Here is a 24,754-nt window from a genome sequence, read left to right as displayed (position 1 = left end):
CTTCATCGTTGAAAAAGGGACTGTTAGTCTGTCGTGGCGAAAGGATGACATCCTATGATTAAAGGTCGCATACACTCTTTGGAAACCTTTGGAACCGTTGATGGACCTGGTATTCGATTTGTCTTATTTATGCAAGGCTGCTTGCTGAAATGTCAGTATTGCCATAACCCTGATACCTGGGCTTTAGATGAAGGTAAAGAAATGACTCTAGAAGAAGTACTTTCGGAGATCGAGCCATATATAAACTACTATCGTTCATCCGGTGGCGGGTTAACTGTATCCGGTGGAGAACCAACCTTGCAGGCGCAATTTGTAAAGCAGTTATTCACGGAAGTGAAGAAGCGTTGGAATCTGCATACCACATTAGACAGTAATGGTTACAACGAAGGTGACAAGATTAATGACTTATTGGATGTAACAGATTTGGTTATGCTTGATCTGAAGCATATTGATGAAGAAGCGCATATCAAATTAACCGGTAAATCCAATGATCGAACTTTGAAGCTTGCACGCTGGCTCTCAGACCATAATCGTAAGATGTGGATCCGACATGTATATGTTCCTGGTATTCATGATCGTGAAGAGGATCTCATTAACTTAGGTCGTTATATTGGAACCTTAAATGGCGTCGAGAAATTCGAAATCTTACCTTATCATCAGATGGGTATCTATAAATGGGAAATGCTCGGCAAAGCTTATGAACTGGATGGAGTACCTTCTCCAACAGAAGAAGAAGTGCAACGGGCATATCGCTTGGTCGAAGAAGGTCGTAAGCAAACGGCATTGGTATAATAGATATTTATTTTTAAGAGAGACCGTACCCTCAGTGGTTGATCACTGAAGGTGCGGTTTTTTGTTATGAGGAAGTAAAAAGGGAGGGGTTAAAGCTCCTCTGAGGGGGAATTTTATATTATTCCTAATAAAGACATGCTATAGTTACACGTGGTTTATGGGGTAGATAATAAATAAATATGTCAGGTAATATGACTAATTTAATATTTTAATTAAATGTTTTAAAGAAAAACAAACTTTTGTGATGAGAAAAACAAATGAATAAAGCGATTTAACATTTTGATGTTATAAAATATAACTTATCATGTAGTTGATTCCGCTTACATTAGAGATTTTTATCCCTATAGTGGATGAATCTTAACCTTACGATAATGAAGTCTGTTTTCTATAATAAGAAGTGTAAAGCACATCAATATATAGGGAGGGTCACAAGAAATGAAAAAAAGTATGACTTTGCTATTGTCCCTGATTTTCGTATCATCAGCTTTACTGACTGGTTGCGGAGGCAACAACAATGCGTCTTCTAACAAAGGAGATGGAAACGCTACCGCGACTAACTCAGCCGCTACAAATGCTCCAGCAACAGAAGAACCGGTAAATAACGAGCCATTTGAAATGACGATTCGTCACACTCAAATCGGTGCAGACAAGCAGAAACGTCTGGCTATTCTCGAAGAAGTAGTTAACAAAGTACAAGAGGATGTACCGGGTCTGACCTTTAAACTCGATGGGGTAGATTCAGATGTAAACCGTAAAGAAAAATTGCGTGGTGAAATGGCTGCGGGTAATCCACCGGAAATCTTCGATCTGTTCGGCAGCCCTGACTCCAAGATCTATGCTAAAGAAGGTAAATTACTTGACCTGACTCCAATTCTTGAGGAACTTGGAATTAAGGATAAATTCTCAAATCTAGATCCTTTCACTTATGAAGGAAAAATCTATGGATTGCCTATCGGTGGTTCTGGTGAAGGTTTCTTCTATAACAAAGAATACTATACAAGCAAGGGCTGGAAGGCTCCAACAACATTTGCTGAATTGGAACAACAATTGGCTGATATCAAGGCTGATGGAAAAGTACCTTTGGCTGGTGCATCCAAAGCTGGTTGGGTACCACTTATGTTAGCTAACCACCTGTGGTCACGTTATGCAGGTCCGGATGTAACTGCTAAATTTGCAACAGGCGAAGCTAAATGGTCTGATCCAAATGTAGTAAAAGGATTTGCGAAATACAAAGAATGGGTTGATAAAGGCTACTTCAAAAAAGGCGAACTTGGCTTTGAATATGCTGAATACACAACACAATTCACTAGTGGTGAAGCGATCCTGCTGTATGATGGTACTTGGAAATCCTCCGTATTTAAAACGGGCCAATCTGGCGAAGGTTTGATTGGTAAAGTTGGATTCTTCAACATCCCAGCAGTTGAAGGCGGAGCGGGTGACCAAACTGCATTGATGCGCGATGTGAACAATGGTTATGGTTTCTCTGCATCTGCTGAGAAAGATCCACGTCAATTGGCTGCTGTGAAATCTTTTATTAAAAACTTATTTAATGAAGAAATGCAATTGCGCGGACTTGTTGAAGATGGTGTATTGCCAGCAATGAAGATTGACCAAAACGTATTGAATGAGAATATTACTGATGATCTGATGAGCGAAATCGTAGGTGTACTTAACAACTCACAATCTTCGTTCCCAGCATTTGACTCTCTTGTTCAAGCTGATGTAACTACAGAAATCAGTAACATTCAAATTCAAAAACTGATTGGCGATCAGACGACTCCTGAGAAAATGGGCGAAGCTTTGCAAAAGGTACAAGAAGAAGCAAACGCAGCAGTTGAATAAATAGCTGCAAACTGAATGTACCCTGGTGCTAAATCCAGGGTACATTTTTAAAATCAAAGAAAATATGTGTTTGCACTTGATCTGAAGCATTCACTATTCGCCAGATGTCAAAGCAACCGGAGGTAGTCATGAATAAAGCATTAAGAAATCCAGTGGTATTTTTCCTTTTCGTTCTTCCAGCATTGATATTGTTCACGATGTTTTTCATTTACCCCATTTTTAGTTCTATTTATTACAGCTTTACTAGTTGGAACGGTGTATCGGAGACGGTTAAATCAGCCGGATTAAGTAATTATGAGAAAGCACTAGGAGATGAACGATTCTGGATATCCGTTAAAAACAACGGTTGGTTTATTCTTTTCTCCGTATGTATACAGGTACCGTTGATCGTATTCTTCTCGTTATTAATTTCTAATGTGAAGAAGTTAAAGGGCTTATATAAGACAGCAGTCTTTATGCCTTCCATTATGTCTACAGCGGTTATCGGTATTCTCTGGGGGTTTATCTATGAGCCCAACATTGGACTTTTTAATAAGCTCCTTAGTCTAGTAGGAATTAATCCTATTTACTGGCTGTCAGATGAAAGATTTGCAATGCTTTCTATTTTGTTGACGAATGCTTGGCAGTGGACTGGATTTTATATCGTTATGGTCCTAGCGGCGATTCTAGCTATTCCTGGTGAATTGGATGAAGCTGCAGCCATTGACGGCGCAACTGGATTTCAACGCGCTACTCGTATCACGCTTCCACTAATCGTACCGATCATCTCGGTTGTAATTATGCTATCCATTGCTGGAGCAATGAAAGCTGCGGATATCGTCATCGTTATGACTAAGGGGGGACCTGCAGGTTCAACCGATGTAATGGCAACATACATGATTAAATATGCGATCACGAACTTTAAGTATGGATACGGAAATGCCATCGCTGTCCTGATCTTTGCGTTTACACTGGTGGTTACAGTCCTTTATCAGCTGCTGATTGCACGTCGTACAGAAAGGATTGAATACTGATGCCACGCGCCCTGAAAAAGAGTCTGCCACATATTGCCCTTTTATTCTATTTGTTAGTGATCCTGTTTCCTTTCCTATTCGTATTATTCTCTTCTGTGAAAAAGGATAACAATGAGATTGCGCTTAATCCTTTCGGTATTCCAAAGGAATTCGTCTTCAACAACTACGTGGAAGCTTGGGTAAATGCCAAGATCAGTACTTACTTTTTCAACAGTTTGTACATTTCGATCCTTGCCTCTGTAGTGTCCATTCTGCTTGCGTCTATGTTTGCTTTTGCGGTTACACGGATGCGTCAGGGGAAATGGAATACTATTTTGTTCTCACTGGTTTTAGTGGGAATGCTCATTCCGAATAATGCTTTAATGCTGCCGATTTATACGATTGTACGTAAGTTAGGAATACTGAACACCCACTGGGCGTTGATCATTCCTTATATCGCCAATGCGATTCCATTTACCATCATTATTTTAGCAGCATTTATGCGAAATTTACCTAGAGAAATAGAAGAAGCTGCGGTCATGGATGGCTTGAAGGCACCGGGTATCTTTGCTAGAATTATTGTACCTCTAACGGTTCCGGCTATGGTTACTGTATTCATTGTTAATTTCCTGGGAAATTGGAACGAGTTCTTGCTAGCTAACTACTTCCTGTCGAATGACGAGCTGCGAACGCTTCCAGTAGGTATGGTCCAATTCCGTGATCAATACCAGATGAACTATGCACAAATGTCAGCCGGTATCGTCTTCAGCGTCCTGCCGGTAATTATCATTTATGCTATTCTGCAGGAGAAGATTATTGAAGGTGTAACAGCGGGCGGCGTAAAAGGATAACTTTATTCTCAGTCAGGAGCACTAGCCGATGAATTTGCGCTATAAATTATTTACGGCATTTTTGGGCCTGATTATCATTCCTTTATTTATTCTAGGCATGCTTATGTTTTTTGTGACTTATAATTCTATTGAGAAAAAGTACAGTCAGCAGTCGGAATACTCACTTAAAGCGATTAGCTACAGTATTTCTAATGTATTAAAAGATATGGATAACGTTACAGACAACGGAATTGCTACCTCGGTATTTCATATGGCCCTTAGTGCAGATGATCCTAACAACCAGGATTTGACTGATGCTGAGCAACTGAATCTGAATGCGAGCCAGCGCAATTTCCGTAGTCTGTTGTTTAATCATCCATCGATCAGCTATGCATTTTTGTACAATTTTAACGGTAGAGGTAACTCTGAAATCGTGTCGCTTTTTAACAAGGAAAATTTCCGAACGCTACCCTATGATACATTCAAAAAAAGTGATCTGTACCAGGAAGTTATGGACTTGAATGGTGTGCCGAAATGGCTGGCTCCTCACGAGTATCCCGAGCTTACGGGTACTGAACCTGTGTTTACACAAATTCGGCTAGTGAAGGAATTGAGCTTCTTTCAAAACATAGGTATCCTAGTTGTGCAGATCAAGAATTGGGAGTTCGAATCCATATTTCGCAATCTAAAAATTGGGGATAGCAATCAGGATGTTTCCTTTATGCTTGTAAATGATGATGGAATGATTCTTTTTGACCCAGATCAAAAGCTGGATGGACAGGACTTCCAGTCTTTCGCGGATAAAGAGATTACCTTTAAAAAAGGGTTTCAGAGTTTCAAAACAGAGTACAACGGGGAGAAAAGCATTCTTTCCATGTATCACTTGAAGGACTATCCATGGAGTCTGGTATCTGTGACTTCTTGGAATACGTTGTCTCATGAAGTTACAGTATTTGCTCGCTGGTTCGTCGCTGTGATTTTCCTTTGCTTATTGGCAGCTGTGATCTTCAATTTATTTTTTATGAACCGGATTACCGGCGGCATCGCTGTCATTGTTCGTTTTATGCGCCGGGTTGAAGACGGAGATCTGACCACTAGGGTAGAAGTTAAAGGAAATGATGAGTTAACGCTGCTTGCTAAGGGTTTTAATGATCTTATGGATAAAATCAATGGGTTGTTTAACAGAATTCATGTGGAGCAGCGTCGCAAGAATCAAGCTGAGATGCGTGTTCTGCAGGCACAGATTAAACCACATTTTTTATTCAATACATTAGAATCAATCAATGTTCTCGCTATACAGAATGAAGGCAAAAAAGTTAGTGAGATGGTCTACAGGCTGGCCAGTATTTTGCGAATCAGCATTCAGGATCGGGAAGAGATTACACTGGATGAAGAAGTTAAACATTTACGCAATTATTTGGATATACAAAAATTCCGCTTTGAAGATTTGTTCGAATACGAGATCGATATTCCGAATGAATTGATGAGTTGCGGTATCCTTAAACTCACTTTACAACCGCTTGTAGAGAACAGCATTCAACATGGATTTGAGGGCATTGATTACAAAGGTCATGTTTCTGTGAAGGTTTGGGAGAAGCAGGGGGATTTGATTTTACGTATTGAAGATAATGGTATTGGTATTACACCTTCTCAGTTGGCTATTTTTCAATATATTGTGAATGATCCTGTGGAGCAAGAAGTTAAGGCTGAACGGGATAACCGGATGAATCTTGAACGCAGAGGTCTTGGTATTCGCAGTGTAGCAGATCGCATCCGCATTGAATACGGTGACAGGTACGGAATATTTATCTGTTCTAGTCCAGGTCATGGTACTATTATCCAATGTGTCATACCTAAATACGAGCAGGGGGAAGATCATTATGCTAAAAGTATTATTGGTTGATGACGAAGCCCCAATTCTGAATAATCTGAACAGGGTGTTGCCTTGGCAGGAGATGGGGATGGAGGTTGTCGGTATGGCGCGAAGCGGAATGGATGCTTTGCGTATTGCCGAGGAGAAACAGCCTGATCTTGTGTTATGTGACATCCGTATGCCAGTGATGGACGGGTTAACTTTTATCGGTAAGTTGCGGGAGATGGGATTGGATAGCGAGGTGCTGCTTCTTACCGGATATCAGGAGTTTGATTATGCACGGGAAGCGATTCGGCTAGGTGTTAAAGAGTATATTTGTAAGCCGATACATTATGAAGAGCTTGGCAATAAGGTACGGGAGATTGGGGCTAAGATCCGTAGTAAGCAGTTTAAGAATAAACTGTATAATAGCATTCCAATTTTTCAGGAAATCCCTGAAGGTGAAGATGATTCTGGCAAAAAAACACCGGATCAGCTGATGAACCAAGCAGCTAAGTACATCACAGAACATCTCCATTCTGATATTGGGATTGAGGAAGTGGCGAATAAGATCGGGATTAGTGGCAGTTATTTCTGTCTCTTGTTTAAGAATCGTTTTGCTATGACTTTCGTGGAATACGTGACCCTACAACGAATTGAAGCTGCTAAGTTTATGCTAACTAACAGCGATAAGAGTATTACGATGATTGGCTCGGGAGTTGGCTATCAGGAGCGGCGTTATTTTACCAAGGTATTTCAGAAGCAGACAGGGATGTCGCCTAAGGAGTATCGCGACCGATGCCGGACCGAAGTGCAGTGAGGTTAGCTGCTGAGTGGTGAGGTTAGCGTCGCTCCAAGGAATGTTTGGACTTCCGGTCGCTGTTATCCTCAGATTTCTTGATTAGATACCGCTATTAGCGGTTGAAATCCGAGGATAAAGGCGAACGCTACGCTCCTACAGTTCCAAACTTCCTCTCCGTTCCTTCTCCCTCCCCCCTCTTCGTAGTATAGGGGCCGTCCCACACCTACGGATGTGGGCCTCTCTGGGAACACAAGGACTGATTGCCTAGTTAATTTAAGGCAGGAATTATCAACCAGCCTTTGGCTGTGATAAATGCGATTAAGGTACATAAGCTATGATTAATTAAATTTTTTGCCTCTATATAGAGGCTGAAGAGATGGTTTTCCTCGATTTTCGAGGATAATCGTCTCTTTTTTTATAGAAATATAATATGTTCCCTATACTCCCATAAATTATCATATGTTTTAATTAGAGTGTAAGGAGGATACACAAAACGTTAGGCAAGCAAGAGTAATTGGGGCTTAAGAATGGGATGATGGAGAATGGGGGAACCAAAAATGAGTGTGACGAATCCTTCCGTCAGCTTGTCAGAAGTAAAGAAACCAGGCAGGGGAAGAACGCCGAATTTTCTTAGAGTAATGAAGAAATATTGGGTGTTCTATTTGATGATGTTACCTGCGATAGTGATTCTAATCATCAATAATTACATACCGATGTTAGGGACGGTAATTGCATTTAAGGATATCAATTACCAAAAAGGGATTCTGGGTAGTGATTGGGTCGGGTTAGCGAACTTTAAATATTTAATCTCGACGGAGACGGCCTGGATCATTACGAGGAATACGTTATTGTATAATACAGCGTTTATTATACTGACGCTATTTTTTTCGCTGGCTTTCGCAATTATGTTTAACGAAATGCGCAGCAGATGGCTATCGAAATTCCATCAAAGCGCTATGTTTCTCCCTTATTTTCTCTCTTGGGTCGTCGTAAGTTACTTAGTATACGGCTTTCTGAGTGCAGAGCATGGGTTCATGAACAAGACATTACTCCCGTTCTTTGGGGTAGATCCTATCGAATGGTATTCACAGTCCAAATATTGGCCTGGGATTCTAGTAATTGTGAAGATATGGAAAGAGATTGGGTATACAACGGTTATTTATATGGCCGCTATTATTGGAATAGATAATGAATATTATGAGGCTGCACTAATTGATGGAGCTTCTAAATGGAAGCAGATTCGAAAAATCACACTGCCGCTAATCAGCCCAGTTATTATAGTAATGACGCTGCTGCAGATAGGTAGGATTTTTAACGCAGACTTCGGATTATTCTTTCAGGTTACGAGAAATGCAGGAGCGTTATACTCGACGACGCAGGTTATCGACACATATGTATATCAAACCTTCCTCGCAATCGGTGATATAGGAATGTCTTCAGCCGCGGGTCTCGTTCAATCTGTTGTAGGATTTCTATTGATTTTCTTAGCGAATCTTGCAGTGCGGCGAATCAGTAAAGATGATGCTTTATTTTAAAGGGAGGTGGGAGTGTTGAGCCAGACAGAAACAGCATTAGGGTCGTCACGGCGTACAGGAAAGCGCACAAAACGGCAAAGACAACCCAATGAAATATCTAATATATCTAATTTGCTAATTAATATATTCTTTTGGATATACACAGCGATTTGTGTGGTGCCGCTGATCCTCGTAGTTATTGTATCGTTTTCGGACGAGAATTCCGTTATCCAGAACGGCTACAGCTTTTTTCCTAACAAGTGGGATATTTCTTCTTATGAATTTCTGTTAAAAGATTATTGGCAAATTATCGATGCAGCTTCCGTTTCGTTATTTGTGACTGTGGTGGGCACGATTCTGAGTCTTATCATTATGGCTATGTACGCTTACCCTATCTCACGTGGAGATTTTCCACATCGTAATTTCTTCTCATTTTTTATGTTTTTTACAATGTTGTTTAATGGGGGCCTTGTGCCTTGGTATCTGGTCTACACGCGCATGATGCATATGAAGGATACGTTATGGATTCTAATTATGCCGCTGCTGGTTTCTGCTTTCTTTGTTATCATCTTACGGACCTTTTTTGCCAATACCATACCGCCAGCTTTAATCGAATCTGCTAAGATCGATGGGGCACCAGAATTCCGGATCTTCGTTCAAATTATTTTGCCTTTGTCTATGCCAGTGTTAGCTACAGTAGGTTTGTTTCAGACCCTGGCCTATTGGAATGATTGGTACCTTAGTTTGATCTTTATCTCACCCGAAGGTCATGTCAATTTACAATACCTAATGTATAAGACGATGCTGAATGTTCAATTCCTGACAGCAAGTCCTCAGGCGATGGCTGCCTTGGCTGCACAGGGTGTAGAAATCAATATTCCAACAGAAACGGTAAGAATGGCGATGGCTGTTATTGGTATCGGACCTATCGTGTTTGTATATTCCTTCTTCCAGAAGTATTTTATTAAAGGGCTTACCGTGGGTGCTGTCAAAGGTTAAGGACGATTGTAATGGCTTAATTCGGCCGCTTTATGCTAAGGTGTGAACGGCCGATTCAGCATATATAAATATTTTGAGGGAGGTTATGGTGTATATGAAAGCTGTTAGAAAAAGCGCACTAATGACACTATTGCTAACGATGGTACTGAGTCTTAGTTTAGCAGGCTGCGGTGGGAATAACGGGAATAATGAAGCAGCTTCACCTGCTCCAAGCGAAAATGCAACCGCTACCAATGCTGCTGCTACGGATGAGCCAGCCGCGGATCCTACTGCCGAACCGGCAAAAGAATTGGAGCCTTATACCGTCAAGTTAATTTATGTCGGTGCCGTGCAAAAGGATGAAAAAGCTGTAGAAGATGAAATCAATAAGTTATTGGAACCTAAAATCAACGCCAAATTGGATATCGCACCGATCGATTGGGGTCCATGGGACAATGATGTCAATCTGAAAATTGCGAGTCAGGAAAAATTCGATATCATCTTTACAGCTCAATGGAAGAACTACGTAACGAATGCAGCTAAAGGCGCTTATCTCCCGATTAATGACGATAGCGGCAAATATGGTAATCTCCTAAATGAATACGGCCAAGGAATTCTAAAAAATCTGGATCCACAATTCTTAAAAGGTTCAGCGATCAATGGTGTGAATTATGCTGTTCCTACAAACAAGGAGCTGGCTGCACAAGGTGGGGTTGTCTATCGCTCCGATATTGCGGATGAACTGGGCATCGATATGTCAAATGTGAAATCCATCCAAGATCTGGATGCAGTTCTCAAAGTAGTGAAGGAGAAAAGACCTGACCTGACTCCATTGTATTTCAAACAAGGTGAGACCTTTAACTCACAGTACATGGCACAATACGATACACTTGGTGATGCTGCCATTCCTGGTGTTCTGCTTAAAGATTCCTCAGATACTAAGATTCAATCGATGATTGAGATGGATCGTTATAAAGAAATCATTAAACTTACTCGTGAGTATATGAAAAAAGGTTACATTAACAAAGACGCAGCTGTTGCTACAAATTCGACTCAGGATGCAATGAAGGCTGGCAATGTCTTTATGACAGTGCAATCGCTTAAACCAGGTAAAGATAGTGAGCTGGCGAATGCTACCGGCTTGATTGGCAAGCTGAAACAAATTGCATTCAATGATCCAACGATTTCTACAAGTGATGCTGCTGGATCTATGCTTGCGATCTCCGCTTCCTCTGGTGATCCGGCCCGGGCCATGATGGTGCTAGATATTCTGCACACAGATAAAGATATCAACAATCTGCTTGTTTTCGGTATAAAAGGTGTGCACTATGAAGTCGTAAGTGGTGATACGATCAAAGCTACAGATAAAACAGCTGATTATAATACGGCTGCAGCTTGGATGCTTGGAAGTCAATTCCTGAACCCCGTGTGGGAAAGTGAAGCTCCAGACAAATGGGAACAATTCAAAGCCTTTAACTCTAAAGGTAAAGCCTCTGTAGCGCTTGGTTTCAACTTCGATGCCTCCTCAATGAAGACTGAAATGGCTGCTTGTAAAGCTGTAATGGATGAATACGACATCAGCTTGGATACGGGTTCTGTTGATCCTGATACCGTACTGACTAAGTATGCTGATAAGCTGAAAAAGGCAGGGCTCGATAAGATTATTGCAGAGAAACAAAAACAGCTGGATGCTTTCCTGGCTGCGCAAAAATAAAGCGAAAATGAATTCAAAAAAGGCTCTCCCCGGCAGGCTGATTTAGCCGGGGAGAGCCTTTTTATGATAGTACTTAGCGGAAGGAGCTGTCTATTCGCTTTGCGGCTTGAACAGCAAGGGTCCAAGCCAGTTCAGGAGTTAGCTCGCCTTTTTCAGCTTTGGTCAAGTATTCGAGCATGCTTGTCTCCACGTCAGCGTGATGAGGGCCGTAGTAGGTCGGAATTACTGCTTTTGCTGCTGACGAAAGGGTCAGACCAAGCTCTGAATTAGGAAAATAGGGATCGTGCAGATCGTGGATCTCTGGGTCATCATAGATTTCGGGGGTGGAAGGGAAAGCCCCTTGTACCTTGAAAGAAACCAATTGCTGCGTTGGTTCGGTTAGCCATTTAATAAGAGCAAAGGATTCATCAGGATGATTACCTGTCTTTGGTAAGGTCAGAACGGAGCCTCCGCGATTAGCGCTGTTTTCTGGGATTTGTGTTACATTCCATAAACCGCTGGCAGTTGGAGCACTGCTCTTGATATGACCAATCATCCAAGCCGGACAGAGCATGACTGCAAAATCTCCGTTGAGCAGGCCTGCACCCCAGCGTTGGGTATCCACTGCAATACTGGCGGACAGATTTAGCTTAAGGGCTTGAATTGAGAAGTCCCAGGCTCGTTTGACCGCTGGATTATTGTCGAGGATCAATTCTTGTGTTGTGGGACTGTAATATTGAAGCTTGGACTGACGTAGAAGGGTGAGATAGAGGTTCTCCAAGTCATTTACAAAAGCTTTTCCTGTTCTCTCCTGTACTTTGGTGCCCGCTTCAAGGAATTGATCCCAAGTTTGGATTTCTTTAGCCACTTCTTCTGGTTTAGTAGGGAGGCCTGATAATGCGAATATATCCGTTCGATATAACATGGCATAGGGACCAATTTCCGTTGGTAATCCAAAAATAAAATCATTACCCAGCACCTCCTGCCACTTCCAATTCAGAAATTGGTCCTTCAGATTGTCAGCATCAAAAGTGTTTAGATTATAAAAATAATCAGGAAACTGTTTGAAGCGATCCAAATAGCTAATATCAATGGCAGCCACATCCGGCGAACTGTATCCAGCTGCGAATGAGGTCTGTAGCTTGGCTGGAAGCTGCGTGGAGGTGGAGGTCTGAATATGAATCTCTAGCTCGGGATGCTGGGATTGATACTGGTCAATGAGCGACTCAAGACCTGATCCAGCAGTGAGCCAGATGTTCAGCTGTATCGGGTCTTGTAAAGCGGTATCTTCCTTGGAAGGGGAGAGCTGACAACCACTTGTATTAAGTAACAAGCCAAATGTTAATAGGACAGTAATCAACTTACCATTTACATTCAAGAGAAACACACCTCTGCTTTATTTGTTGTGCTTCTGAAATTCCTGAGGAGTCATCCCCATGTATTTCTTAAAAATGAGGCTGAAATACGCAGGATCCTTAAAGCCTACTAATTCGCTAACCTCATATACCTTGAGAGTAACATTCTCTAATAATTCAGTAGCTTTTTGAATACGAAGTTTGGTAAGAAAGCTAGAGAATGGTTCCCCTACATCATCTTTAAACAATCGGCCGAGATAGGTAGGATTCATATACAGTTCGTCTGCGATCATCTTGAGGGAGAGATTTTCTTGGAGCCGGGAATTCATAACCTCAATCATCATAGAGATTACCCTGCGCGTTGCCTTTACTTGTAGTTGTTCAGTGAGCTGTGGAGAAGCCGAATGCATGGAGAGGTCTCTGAAAAAGATAACGGATGGCGTACTCTCTTTTTTGACCTGCTGACAAGCTTCCAGACTCTCATGATAGGCGGTTGCGAGTGCCCCCAATTGATAGTGAGGGTTAGAGACCCCTGCACAGAATGGCGATTTCAGAATGCCCGATAGCTTATGCAGCAGCTCTTGTGTCAATACCTCATCAACGCGGTTAGGCTGCTCAAGAGGATAGAATAATAGCATGATGGCTTCCTGCTCCTCTTGAATGCCAACAACGTTGGCATACAGCGCAAAACATTCTTCTAATATATTTATAACCGCTGCATACATGGCTTGTTCCGACCAGTTCTGTGGCATGCCCACTCCAAGATGGTTTACGGTTACGACTACAAAGGAATGAAAAGGAGGAATAAGTTGTTCTTCAAAATAGGGTAACGGGATGCCGTAAAGAAGATCAGATAAGCGTTTCTCCCGAAGGTTTTTTTCTCTTAGCTGCGTTAATTGCCTCTGCTGTTTCTTCAATTGAAGACGTTCATATACGCCTGTTGCGACTTCAAGAATATGTTCTACTGAATTTGGTTTAACCAAATATTCCTTTACACCATAACGGATGGCTTGACTGGCATAGGTGAAGTCCTGATAACCTGTGAGCAGCACGGTTTCAGTGTCTGGATAACATTCATGGATATGCTTTGCGAGTTCCAGCCCATCCATGCCGGGCATTCGGATATCGGATATCACCAGATCAACCATATGCTCTTTTAACAATTGCACAGCCTCTAAACCGTTCTCTGCCGAGCCAATAATGCTAAAGTTGTGATTCGCACTTCCCAGCATTTCTGACAGAGAACGGCGAACAAAACTTTCATCGTCCACGATTAACACATTCATCGTTGTGCCCCCTTAACTTTGATCATACTGTAATGGAACAGTGACCTTCACAAATAAGCCACCAAGCTCGCTTGTTGATAGCTGTAGACCAAATTCCTGTCCGTAGATCAGCTCTATGCGATGATTTAGATTGGATAGTCCAATTCCGGTATGAAGCAGCTTCTCCGGATTAACCTCACCGCCGACTAATGCGTCTGCCATACTTTCCTCGCTCATGCCGTCCCCGTTGTCTTCTACAGTTAACACCAGAGAGGTTCCTTCACTATAGGCGCGTATGCGAATTAGCCATACTTCCCGAAGTGTGGGTTCAAGTCCATGAGTAATGGCATTTTCGACAAGTGGCTGAAGGGTTAATTTCATAAGCTGGCCATTCATAACCTCAGGATTTACAAAAAGATCAATCTGCAATTTGTCCTCGTAGCGCAGCTTCTGGAGAAAAATGAATCGTTCTAATTGCTTTAAATCCTCCTCAACTGTAACGAATTCGGATCCGCGGTCAATACTATAGCGGAGCAGATCACTTAGAGCGAGTACCATTTGGGACTCTTCCTGCATGCGCTTGTTGGCGAGCGACCAATAGATTGTATTCAAAGTGTTATAAAGAAAATGCGGGCGGAATTGCGCTTTGAGTGCTACGATCTGAGCTTGCTTTTCACTAATTTGTTTGCTGGATAGGTCAGCTATAGTATGATCCAGGTTTTGGAGCATCGAATTATAGCTTGAATAAAGGATAGCCATTTCTTTGTTCATGGTTGTTTTTACAAAAGGTAAAGTAGTTCCCCGTTCGACATTGCTCAGCTTGGTTGCCAGATTACGAAGGGGCTTGGATAGGGTCCAAGAGAAAAAGAAAGTGAATAGTAGGGCAGCACCCATCCCCAGCAGGCCAATTAAAATAATATTCCGGCGGATCGTATTTAAATCTTTAACAGCGTCTTTAGAATCAATGTAAGCAAAAACGCTCCACTCGCTATAGTCGGAATAGGCATAGGATACGAACAGATTGCGTGAGTTTATTTTTTGTGGAACGATTCTGGCTTTATGATTGCTGAATTGTTTTAGAAGCCCGTCGTTCATATAGAGTCCAATTTCTTTTGGATCTGTGGAATAGACAATGGTATTAAATGAATCAACAACTTGGATTTTCTCGTTTTTGCCGAGGTGAAATTGGCTGACAGCGTTATGGATAACCTCGACAGGGAGGACAAGAAACAGGGTTCCTAACCGGTTTAGATCATTCCAATCATTAATTTGTCTGGCTCCCATCACCACAGGGATATTACCGTTCTGCCATACATCTACACCGAACCAGACCATTCGGCCTTTATTCTGTGCTATAGCCGGAAACCAATAAGCATCGCGGATTTCCTTTTCGCTGTCCCAGATGACCTTTAAGGAACTGCTGTTGGTATACACCTGATCATCGGACAGACCGAGCAGCTTGAACTGGATGTCAGAGTTTATGGAACGTGTCTGTTGATCTATGTAACGAGTAATTTCCATGGCGTCTGTACGAGGTGAACGTGACAACGCTAAGTCTCCCAAGGTTTCTTGAATCAAGGGACTGAACATGATCGTAGAAGAAAGCTTATCGTTATCCTGAAGAATTGCGTCCATTTTACCTTGAAGTTGCTTGACGGATTCCAGGATATATTGGTTGGAGCGGTTTAGAACAGCTTGAGAGGAAGAGCGGTAGGACAAAAAAATGGTGAATCCTACGATGGTGAAGATGATTAGAGAGAAGCCCATGATTAATTGAACGAGGATGGAGATTTTTTTGGACATGTTATCCCTCGCATGTAAAAGATATTCTTCCATACATTGTAACAAAAGCAAATGAAAGCGAATATAGTCAGACGAAAAATAAACATATTTATAGAAAAAATCTCATTTTTTTCAGGGGAAACAGCGTGGTTGTCCAACAATATTTAATACAGCGTTAATCTTTCTTTACTTAATAATGAAACTTTTTATGGTGGCATGCGTCTAATACTATGTTTGTTATGACGATCGTGGCAAAAGCTTTTTGCCGCCCTACCGTGGGTGGCAGCATTTTGCGGGGAATATAAGAGGAGTATGAAAAAGACAGAGACCTACTTATATTTACAAATAGGAGCAGAGGAGTTATATCATGGATTTGAAAAAGTTAACGTTAGTTGCTGTTTTGGCCGTATCTCAGGCCGCCGCGGCAGTGCCGGCTTTTGCTGAAGCTGTCAATAATACCCCAAGTAATACTACTGTAGTTGGGACAGTTGTTTCAGCTGCGCCGGAGGTAATGCCAGAATCTACTGATCCATTGCCGCCATTGCCGACGGAGACGCCAGGAGGAGTAGTGTCACCGACACCAACACCTACTCCAATTCCTGCAGAGACAGTTGATCCTACGGCTACTGTTGAACCTACAGCAACAATTGCACCTACTGCAACACCGCTTCCGACTGCAACACCTGGAGTTACTACAGAACCTACAACAACAGATGGTGCTCGTGCTGCGGCTAACAGTCAGCTTATTCTTATGATGAACAGCAACAAAATGTATCAGAACGGCCAGGAATATTTAGCTAATCAGCCTATGGCAGTGAAAAACGGCGTATCCTACGTTTCGATCCGGGCTATGGTAGAACGTGTAGGCGTGAAATACGTTTATGATTATAAAACGAAAGAAACCATTGTTACCAAGGGAAGCGACGTTATGCGCTTTAAGACCGACAGCAAGGTCTATACAGTTAATGGTGAGAAGAAGACGATGAAAGGTCCAGCTTACCAATACAAGGGGACTTTCATGGTTCCATTGACATCCATAACTGGAGCACTGGGCATTCCATATACCGTTGATAATGTGCAAAAACGAGTAATCCTTACATTAAACAACAAACCTAAAGCTTCCTTTACAGTGCCAACTGAAATTTACGCCGGTGAACCAGTGACCTTCGTAACCTCCAGCTCGTCACCAAATGGTGTAGCTATTGTGGATGAAAGCTGGGGAGGTAACAAGCAGGATATCTATGATCAACCAGGATATTATGTAGTAACCTATTCCGTAATGGATGCGAATCAACAGTGGAGTGATCCTTACACCATGACCATCACAGTGCTTAAACCTAATACACCTCCAGTTGCTAATTTCACTACAGACAAGGATTCATACAAGATGGGTGAAATGATTACTTATACCGATCTAAGTAGCGATCCTGATGGTGATGAAATTACCGTAACTTGGACGAACAAGGCCGAGGCTTTCTTTACTCCGGGTCCAGCGACAATTGCTGTCCAAGTAAAAGATTCACATGGCGCGATCAGCACGTTTGAGAAAACCGTTAATATTTCGGATGAAATCTTGTACAGTAAAGAAGATTTCAACAGATTATTTGCATCTCCGGGCAGTGTGTTTAGCATCGATGGATCAATGGTTCCGACTTGGCAGCAAGTAGCTTATAATCTTTCTTCCGAGCCTTATAAACTAATTCGCAGCAACAGCCCAGAAACGGTGTATACAGAAGGTGTTACTTACCGTGAGACTTCATTGGGTAAAACCCGCTTCTTGATTCACCACAAGAATAACCTGAATATTAAAGCTAAAGTGTATGTGATTGCTACGAATAACAATTTGTACCCAACGACGCTTACAACCGAATATGTGGGCTTTGCAGGACCAAGCACATATCCTGAAGGTACTGGTAAAATGTCTGTAGAACGTTATTGGAAATCTATGCTTACAAATGAGCATTATAAAACGATTGTTCTGCAACCAGGGGAAAGTGTCTCAATTCTGACTGATCTAAACCAAATTGCTATGAAACCAAGTGAAATTGTTTCACTTCAAGCGGACTTATTTAGTGATTATCCAATCGATTATAATGTCATGTTGATTGATGCGAATAAAGATCCACTGACTACACTTCCAACACTTCCAGTTCTGGATCGAGACGGAGTGCATAATCGGGGAACTTACGAAGATTCTACTCGTATTATCACGGTTACCGATGAGGTAGGAAAAACTCCTGCAAAACTTCTGCTAGGCGATAATTCCAGTGATAAGAACCTGGCTGGCGTAGACCCAATGGCAGGTACGGAAGCATCCAATGCCGGTAATTTCGGGGTATTATACAAGATCAGATTCGAAAATGTTGCACCAAACTCATTGATTACGTTTAATCCACGTGGCGGTAACTATATGGGGCCGGTTATGGTTAATAACCAAATCGTGCATATGCCAAGCGTGGGAAGTCTCTCGAACGCTGACATGAACAGTGTGGTTTATCGTAGTGGTGAGTATGGAGGTTCTGTGGAGATTTTGTTCACAGCAGCTTCAGGCAGTAACTTGCCGGTCAATTTCCTCATCACTCCACTTCCAGCAAAGAAATAACAAATAGGAATATCCCTATAAGCTCTATTGGGGAATTATCTACAATAAAGGCCCGGCTGAATATTCCGTAAGGGAATACGCAGCCGGGCTTTTGTTTAAATATAATAATTCAGAGGTTGCGTAGGGGCGCTTCATGGTGCTTCATTGACGGGGCATTTATTTTGGGGCATTATTAAGAGAGTGAAATATAAATGAACTGATCTTATGGGAGATGAGCGTATGCTGTCGACAGAACAAATATTAGAAGTCATGTCGGGGCAAGGACTGCGAATCACCGACCAACGCAAAACGCTTGCCCAGTTATTCGGCGAGAATAAGGGATATTTGTCAGCGAAGGATGTATATGAGCATATGGGCCGTAAGTATAGGGGACTTAGCTTTGATACGGTGTACCGCAATCTTCGTGTAATGGAAGAGCTTGGTGTGCTTGAACAGATTGTCTTTGAAGACGGAGTGAAGTTCAAGGGAAGCTGCAATCATCAGGATCATCACCATCATATGATCTGCCTTCAATGCCAAAAGACCTACCCGATTAATTTCTGCCCGATGAATTTAACGGATACACCCGATCAATTCCGGGTAGTCAAGCATAAATTTGAGGTGTTCGGTTATTGCAAAGAATGTGAAGAGAACCGGGAAGAAGAATTAGTTGCAGCATCAGATAAACAAAAGGGACTTTAGAAATGGTGACCCTACGCAGAACGATTCAGGCGCCTATTCGGGTGTACCGCAGGTACATTTCCCCTATTAAACCTGCAACCTGCCGCTTCTATCCAACCTGCTCTGCCTATGCCCTGGAAGCCATTGAAGTCCATGGTCCATTGAAAGGCTCATGGCTTGCAGCTAAGCGGATTGCCAGATGTCATCCCTTTCATCCTGGAGGACTTGATCCTGTGCCGCCTCTTCAAGATGAATCTGCTGAGAAGGATTCTGCCCCTGCGACTTGACATGGGGCCTTACCATTGGGTATATTCACAAGTAATAGTATGAATTCCGAAGAACGGATAAGTAAATCGTTACGTCCATTACAGAGAGCCGGAATATGCTGAAATCCGGTATGGAGCGTTAGATTGAATATGGTCCGGGAGGAACTGTGTTCGAGCGGGAACTGCAATTGTGGTTCACGTAAGATAACAGCGTGATCCAGCGTTAATGGACAGTTCCCGCGAGGGAACTGGCGAAGCCTGCGCTCTGTGAAGAGACAGGAAATTTGGGTGGTATCGCGTGAGTTATACTCTCGCCCCATTATGGGGGCGGGAGTTTTTTGTTTTTTAATAAGAAAGGATGATTACTGAATGAGTGAGAAAAAAACGTTTTACCTAACGACACCAATTTATTATCCAAGTGACAAGCTACATATCGGACATGCTTATTCAACCGTGGCAGGAGACGCAATGGCCCGTTACAAACGTCTGCGCGGCTACGAAGTGCGTTATCTAACCGGTACAGACGAACATGGACAAAAGATCGAGCGGAAGGCAGAGGAAGCAGGAAAGACCCCTCAGCAGTTCGTAGACGACATTGTTGTTGGTATTAAGGAGCTATGGCGTAAGCTGGACATTTCGAACGATGACTTCATCCGTACTACGGAAGAGCGGCATAAAAAAGTGGTACAGGATATTTTTGATCGGTTGCTGCAGCAAGGAGACATCTATAAAGGTGAATATGAAGGCTGGTATAGTATCCCAGATGAAACCTTTTACACAGAAACGCAATTAGTTGATATAGTGCGTGATGACAACGGTGTGATTACTGGTGCAAAAAGCCCAGATAGCGGCCACCCGGTTGAGCTGGTGAAGGAAGCAAGTTATTTCTTCCGGATGAGTAAATATGCGGATCGTTTGCTGCAATTTTACGAGGAGAATCCAGAGTTTATTTTGCCGGAATCCCGTAAGAACGAAATGATTAACAATTTCATCAAACCCGGACTGGAAGACCTTGCAGTTTCCCGTACAACCTTTGATTGGGGCGTAAAAGTTAAGGGCGACGAGAAGCATGTCGTGTACGTGTGGATTGATGCGTTGACTAACTATATTACAGCTCTGGGGTACGGTTCCGAGGATCGCAGCTTGTATGACAAGTTCTGGCCTGCGGATGTACACATCGTTGGTAAAGAAATCGTTCGTTTCCATACGATTTACTGGCCGATCATTCTGATGGCGCTTGGTGAACCCCTTCCGAAAAAGGTGTTTGCCCATGGCTGGTTGCTCATGAAAGATGGAAAAATGTCGAAATCTAAAGGTAACGTAGTTGATCCTGTGACACTGATTGATCGTTATGGCTTGGATGCATTGCGTTATTACCTGCTGCGCGAAGTACCGTTTGGTTCGGATGGCACGTTCACACCGGAAAGCTTTGTAGACCGGGTTAACTATGATCTTGCCAACGACCTTGGTAACCTGTTGAACCGTACAGGGGCTATGGTTGAAAAGTATTTTGCAGGCGAGATTCCGGCATATGAAGGAAATGTAACAGCATTTGATGGTGAGCTTCAAGCTGCGGCTGAGAATACTTATGCCAAAGTAGAAGAAGCTATGGAAAAAATGGAGTTCTCCGTGGCGTTGACAGCTATCGGAATATTCATTAGCCGCACCAACAAATATATCGATGAGACACAACCTTGGGTGCTTGCCAAAGATGAAAATAGAACCGCCGAGCTGGCTTCTGTGATGAGACATCTGGTGGAAGGTCTGCGTACCGCTTCAATCCTGCTGCAGCCGTTCTTGACACAGACACCAGCAAAGATCTGGGAACAGCTGGGTATTGAGCCTGGTGAGTTAACGACTTGGGATAGCGGTAAGACCTTTGGCCTGATTCCGGCAGGAACAAAGCTGGTGAAAGGCAATCCAATCTTCCCACGTCTAGATGTGGAGCAAGAGGTAGCTTATATTGCCGAGGCTATGGGCGCTGGTAAAGCTGCGGCTGAAGTGGCGGAAGCGGCTGCTCCTGTTGCTGCGGACTCCGAGCCAGTGGAAGAGCATAAAGAGGAAATCGGCATTGACGATTTCGCTAAAGCAGAGCTGCGGGTAGCTCAGGTTATTGCTGCAGAGCCAGTGAAAAAAGCTGACAAGCTGCTGAAGCTGCAACTGGATCTGGGTTATGAACAACGTCAAGTGGTTTCTGGTATCGCGAAATTCTATACACCGGAAGAGCTGGTGGGACGTAAAGTGATTTGTATCGTAAACCTTAAACCGGTGAAGCTGCGTGGGGAGTTGTCCCAAGGGATGATTTTGGCGGCTTCTAAAGATGACCAGCTAACGATCGCTACCGTGCCGGACAGTATGCCAAACGGAGCAGTAGTGAAATAAGACAATACTGTTGTAGAAATTTTTTAATGAGGTTGCTTGAACAAGGGAATGCTCCTTCAGCCGGGTTGGTTGTGGGAGCATTTCTTTTTTATAAAGGACGATACCGTCTTTCTTCTGAGTGAGGTTTCTTTGTTGACTTATCGTAACGATTACTATTATACTACTAATAGTAAAATTTACGATTTGAGGGGTAGATCAATATAATGGCGGCAATGAAATCACGTATAAGTTTGCTCGTCCTTGCACTGGTACTTGTATTTACACTAAGTGCATGCGGACCTAAGAGCAGTGGAAGTATAGTTGAAGGGAAAGTAAATGTAGTTACAACCTTTTATCCTATTTACGAGTTTGCTAAGGAGATTGGCGGGGAAGATATCAATGCTATTAACCTGCTTCCAGTGGGTGTGGAGCCACATGATTGGACACCGCGCAGTCAAGATATTATCAACACTTCTAAGGCACAGCTATTTCTATATAACGGTGCAGGCTTAGAAGGCTGGGTTCCTAACTTTTTAAAAGGCCTTGATAGCAGCAGTAAAGTTAAGGCGGTTGAAGTAAGTCAAGGTATTGATTATATCATGACCGATGAAGATGACGGGCATGATCATGGGGCAAGTGAGGAAGAGTCTCATCAAAATGAGGACACGGATCATAACAGTAATGCCTCAGGAGACAGCTTGCATACAGACCCGCATACTTGGGTAAGTCCAAAATCAGCCATTGTCATGGCTCAGAATATTAAAGAAAGCCTTCAGTCCGTGGATCCTGAGCATAAAGAAGGTTATGAAGAGCGTTACAATAAGCTTGCGGAACGTTTGCAGGCGTTAGACAGTAAATTCAAAGAGGAGCTTGCTAAGCTGCCCAACTATAAGATCGTAGTATCGCATCAGGCTTTTTCTTACCTTGCCCGTGACTATGGATTGGATCAGCATGCGATTATGGGACTTTCGCCAGACGCTGAGCCGCGCGGACAGGATTTAGTGAAGCTTGCGAAAATGGTAAAAGATGAAGGGATTAAGTATATCTTTTTTGAAGAGCTTGTCTCCGATAAACTGGCTAAGACTCTGGCCGCCGAAGCGGGCGTTTCCACTATGGTGCTTAATCCGGTAGAGGGACTTACTGCGGAGCAAGAGAAGAACGGCGATAATTACTTCACTCTGATGGAGAAAAATTTGCAAAATCTGATTATGGCCTTACAATAATAAGGAAAGTATAAGGGAAAGGCGGTACTTAAGCATGCAATCGGTATCCTTGGACTGCCATCAGCATATCATCGATATACAGGATCTTTCTTTTTCATATGGGGAACAGAAGGTGATATCGAATCTTAACTATAGTGTAAGAGAACGAGATTTCCTTGGTATCATTGGTTCTAATGGTGCTGGTAAAACAACATTGATGAAAATGATCGTCGGCTTGCTTCCAGCGAGCTCTGGTGAAATTAAATTATTCGGAACGCCTGTCCGCAAGTTTAAAGACTGGGAACGGATCGGATATGTTCCGCAAAAAAATGCCTTCAACCCATTGTTTCCAGCAACGGTGCGTGAAGTAGTTCTGTCAGGTCTATATAATAACAAGAATCTGATCCGCAGAGTATCTAAGGCTCAGCATCGTCAATGTGAGGATGCACTTGAAGTCATGCGGATACAAGATATTGCGGAGAAAAGAGTAGGCCAGCTGTCAGGCGGTCAGCAGCAGCGTGTTTTTCTGGCTCGGGCGCTGATTAACCATCCTGACCTGCTGATTTTGGACGAACCTACCGTGGGTATTGATGCCGAATCACAAGCGGGATTCTTTGAATTAATTACCCATATGCATGCTCATCATCATATGACCTTCCTGATGGTGTCGCATGATATCGACATGATCAAAAATTATTTAGGTCATGAGCCCGTGCAGACGAATGGTAAAATCAACTTTTACTCCCGCCACTCACATGATCTCCAGAATTGCACAGAAGAGAATCTGCAGCACACGCTCTCTTAAGTCATAATTAAACTCTGAATCGCAGCTTTCTCTGCGATTAGAGCTATACATAGTGTGTGAGTGTGGAAGTCGGGGACTCAATTCTAGTTGATCTTAATCTTTCTCGTATCTAAGCACCGCCAGTCTGCAAGCGTGTCCCTCTAGGGACGAAAGCGATCTTTCCCCAACCTAACTATGTTCAGTAACACTAACTCCTACGCTAGTTGCACTTAACGGGTGTCCAGAGGGCAGAGCCCTTGGGGCCCTCCCTTGGAAGGGAGGGTTTGGGAGGGATCGAAAAAGGTTTGAAAAAGGTTTTTAATGTTCGAATGGTTCGAAAAGGTTCCGAAAGAAGGAGAGTTTAAGTTGGAAATACTATTTAGCGATTTTTTTCAGCGGGCGCTTGCGGGCGGACTGCTGATTGGTATAACAGCGCCGCTTATAGGCGTTTTTCTTGTGCTTAGACGATTATCCATGATCGGAGATACGCTGGCTCATGTTACTATAGCGGGGGTGGCACTCGGTTTTCTAACAGGATTTTATCCGCTGGGCGCAGGCCTTATCTTTGCAGTGGTAGCGTCCTTCGCGATTGAAAAGCTTCGCAAGGCTTATAAGAGTTATGCGGAGCTGTCGATTGCCATTATAATGTCAGGCGGAGTGGCGTTGGCTTCACTCTTTTTCACCTTAGGAAAAGGGTATAATGCGGACGTAATGAGTTATTTGTTCGGCAGCATTTATACGCTCGATAATACCGATTTGATCGTTGTAGGCATAGTGACTATAGCTGTTGTAGTGGTAGTTTCGATGTTCTTTAAAGAGTTCTTTTTGCTTAGCTTTGAAGAGGATGCAGCAAGTGTAAGTGGGCTTCCGGTGAAACTGCTTAACATGCTGATCACCATTCTGACAGCACTTGTGATTAGCACAGCCATCAAGATCGTAGGCTCGCTGTTGGTATCTGCTTTGTTGACTATTCCGGTCGCAATCAGCTTATTGCTATCCCGTAGCTTTAAATCCTCGGTCATCCTGGCGGTTATTATTTCGGAGATTGCCGTTGTAGGCGGACTAGTGGTAGCTGGAGTCTGGAATTTGGCTCCCGGTGCAACTATTGTGCTTTTGCTCATATCATTATTGGTATTAACCTTGATCGGTAAAAAGGGATTGCCAGCATAAACAGCGAATTAA

Annotated in this window: 19 protein-coding genes and 1 other annotated feature; of the genes, 16 read left to right on the top strand and 3 right to left on the bottom strand. The window is 42.9% G+C overall.

The window, feature by feature from the left end; genetic code table 11:
* Nucleotides 1-54: 54 nt before the first annotated feature.
* The 9 genes from pflA (at nucleotide 55) to MHB37_RS22980 (ending at nucleotide 11,316) form a co-directional block, all read left to right on the top strand.
* On the top strand, nucleotides 55-792 hold the full coding sequence (gene pflA, locus MHB37_RS23020) for a pyruvate formate-lyase-activating protein (RefSeq protein ID WP_036682920.1): 738 nt from the start codon (nucleotides 55-57) through the stop codon (nucleotides 790-792).
* 435 nt (nucleotides 793-1,227) lie between these two features.
* Complete coding sequence (locus MHB37_RS23015; RefSeq protein WP_076129628.1) at nucleotides 1,228-2,634, top strand: extracellular solute-binding protein; 1,407 nt, start codon at nucleotides 1,228-1,230, stop codon at nucleotides 2,632-2,634.
* Between the two features lie 128 nt (nucleotides 2,635-2,762).
* On the top strand, nucleotides 2,763-3,647 hold the full coding sequence (locus MHB37_RS23010) for a carbohydrate ABC transporter permease (RefSeq protein WP_036682917.1): 885 nt from the start codon (nucleotides 2,763-2,765) through the stop codon (nucleotides 3,645-3,647).
* Complete coding sequence (locus MHB37_RS23005) at nucleotides 3,647-4,477, top strand: carbohydrate ABC transporter permease (protein WP_036682912.1); 831 nt, start codon at nucleotides 3,647-3,649, stop codon at nucleotides 4,475-4,477. Before MHB37_RS23010 ends, MHB37_RS23005 begins: the two co-directional genes overlap by 1 nt.
* Nucleotides 4,478-4,505: 28 nt before the next feature.
* The gene (locus MHB37_RS23000) at nucleotides 4,506-6,359 is read left to right on the top strand and encodes a sensor histidine kinase (RefSeq protein WP_405168571.1); all 1,854 of its coding nucleotides are present in this window, start codon (nucleotides 4,506-4,508) and stop codon (nucleotides 6,357-6,359) included.
* On the top strand, nucleotides 6,337-7,128 hold the full coding sequence (locus tag MHB37_RS22995; RefSeq protein WP_036682908.1) for a response regulator: 792 nt from the start codon (nucleotides 6,337-6,339) through the stop codon (nucleotides 7,126-7,128). Before MHB37_RS23000 ends, MHB37_RS22995 begins: the two co-directional genes overlap by 23 nt.
* Before the next feature lie 539 nt (nucleotides 7,129-7,667).
* Nucleotides 7,668-8,645: a sugar ABC transporter permease gene (locus MHB37_RS22990; RefSeq protein WP_235219484.1), complete on the top strand. Its 978-nt coding sequence runs from the start codon at nucleotides 7,668-7,670 to the stop codon at nucleotides 8,643-8,645.
* 15 nt (nucleotides 8,646-8,660) lie between these two features.
* Complete coding sequence (locus MHB37_RS22985) at nucleotides 8,661-9,623, top strand: carbohydrate ABC transporter permease (protein WP_081387086.1); 963 nt, start codon at nucleotides 8,661-8,663, stop codon at nucleotides 9,621-9,623.
* A gap of 94 nt (nucleotides 9,624-9,717) precedes the next feature.
* Nucleotides 9,718-11,316, top strand: coding sequence for an ABC transporter substrate-binding protein (locus MHB37_RS22980; protein WP_076184178.1), 1,599 nt, complete (start codon nucleotides 9,718-9,720; stop codon nucleotides 11,314-11,316).
* Between the two features lie 73 nt (nucleotides 11,317-11,389).
* Here the strand turns inward: MHB37_RS22980 and MHB37_RS22975 are convergent, their stop codons facing one another.
* The 3 genes from MHB37_RS22975 to MHB37_RS22965 are packed head-to-tail and all read right to left on the bottom strand — an operon-like array spanning nucleotide 11,390 to nucleotide 15,718.
* Nucleotides 11,390-12,673: an ABC transporter substrate-binding protein gene (locus MHB37_RS22975; protein ID WP_076193082.1), complete on the bottom strand. Its 1,284-nt coding sequence runs from the start codon at nucleotides 12,671-12,673 to the stop codon at nucleotides 11,390-11,392.
* An 18-nt stretch (nucleotides 12,674-12,691) separates the two neighbouring features.
* Entirely contained in the window at nucleotides 12,692-13,936 is a 1,245-nt protein-coding gene (locus MHB37_RS22970) for a response regulator (RefSeq protein ID WP_076193084.1), read from the bottom strand.
* A gap of 12 nt (nucleotides 13,937-13,948) precedes the next feature.
* Nucleotides 13,949-15,718, bottom strand: coding sequence for a sensor histidine kinase (locus MHB37_RS22965; RefSeq protein ID WP_076134511.1), 1,770 nt, complete (start codon nucleotides 15,716-15,718; stop codon nucleotides 13,949-13,951).
* A 346-nt stretch (nucleotides 15,719-16,064) separates the two neighbouring features.
* Between MHB37_RS22965 and MHB37_RS22960 the strand changes: the two genes are divergently transcribed.
* The 7 genes from MHB37_RS22960 (at nucleotide 16,065) to MHB37_RS22930 (ending at nucleotide 24,742) form a co-directional block, all read left to right on the top strand.
* Nucleotides 16,065-18,299, top strand: coding sequence for a copper amine oxidase N-terminal domain-containing protein (locus MHB37_RS22960; protein WP_076281382.1), 2,235 nt, complete (start codon nucleotides 16,065-16,067; stop codon nucleotides 18,297-18,299).
* Between the two features lie 219 nt (nucleotides 18,300-18,518).
* Nucleotides 18,519-18,980 (top strand): Fur family transcriptional regulator, encoded by a 462-nt coding sequence (locus MHB37_RS22955; RefSeq protein WP_405168570.1) that lies wholly within the window; start codon nucleotides 18,519-18,521, stop codon nucleotides 18,978-18,980.
* Between the two features lie 2 nt (nucleotides 18,981-18,982).
* Nucleotides 18,983-19,246 (top strand): membrane protein insertion efficiency factor YidD, encoded by a 264-nt coding sequence (gene yidD, locus MHB37_RS22950; protein WP_036682893.1) that lies wholly within the window; start codon nucleotides 18,983-18,985, stop codon nucleotides 19,244-19,246.
* Nucleotides 19,247-19,286: 40 nt separating this feature from the next.
* Nucleotides 19,287-19,547 (top strand) — a binding site (T-box leader).
* A gap of 47 nt (nucleotides 19,548-19,594) precedes the next feature.
* Complete coding sequence (metG, locus tag MHB37_RS22945) at nucleotides 19,595-21,607, top strand: methionine--tRNA ligase (protein WP_076129635.1); 2,013 nt, start codon at nucleotides 19,595-19,597, stop codon at nucleotides 21,605-21,607.
* A 203-nt stretch (nucleotides 21,608-21,810) separates the two neighbouring features.
* Nucleotides 21,811-22,809, top strand: coding sequence for a metal ABC transporter solute-binding protein, Zn/Mn family (locus MHB37_RS22940; RefSeq protein WP_076193093.1), 999 nt, complete (start codon nucleotides 21,811-21,813; stop codon nucleotides 22,807-22,809).
* A 34-nt stretch (nucleotides 22,810-22,843) separates the two neighbouring features.
* Nucleotides 22,844-23,593, top strand: a complete 750-nt coding sequence (locus MHB37_RS22935; RefSeq protein ID WP_036682888.1) for a metal ABC transporter ATP-binding protein — start codon at nucleotides 22,844-22,846, stop codon at nucleotides 23,591-23,593.
* A gap of 345 nt (nucleotides 23,594-23,938) precedes the next feature.
* The gene (locus MHB37_RS22930; protein WP_036682884.1) at nucleotides 23,939-24,742 is read left to right on the top strand and encodes a metal ABC transporter permease; all 804 of its coding nucleotides are present in this window, start codon (nucleotides 23,939-23,941) and stop codon (nucleotides 24,740-24,742) included.
* The last annotated feature ends 12 nt before the right edge of the window (nucleotides 24,743-24,754 follow it).

Origin of the sequence: Paenibacillus sp. FSL H3-0286 (assembly GCF_045040705.1) — a bacterium.
Taxonomy (GTDB): domain Bacteria; phylum Bacillota; class Bacilli; order Paenibacillales; family Paenibacillaceae; genus Paenibacillus_AQ; species Paenibacillus_AQ odorifer.
The sequence above is the reverse complement of the archived record's forward strand: the minus strand, read 5'-3'. Positions and strand labels throughout refer to the sequence as shown.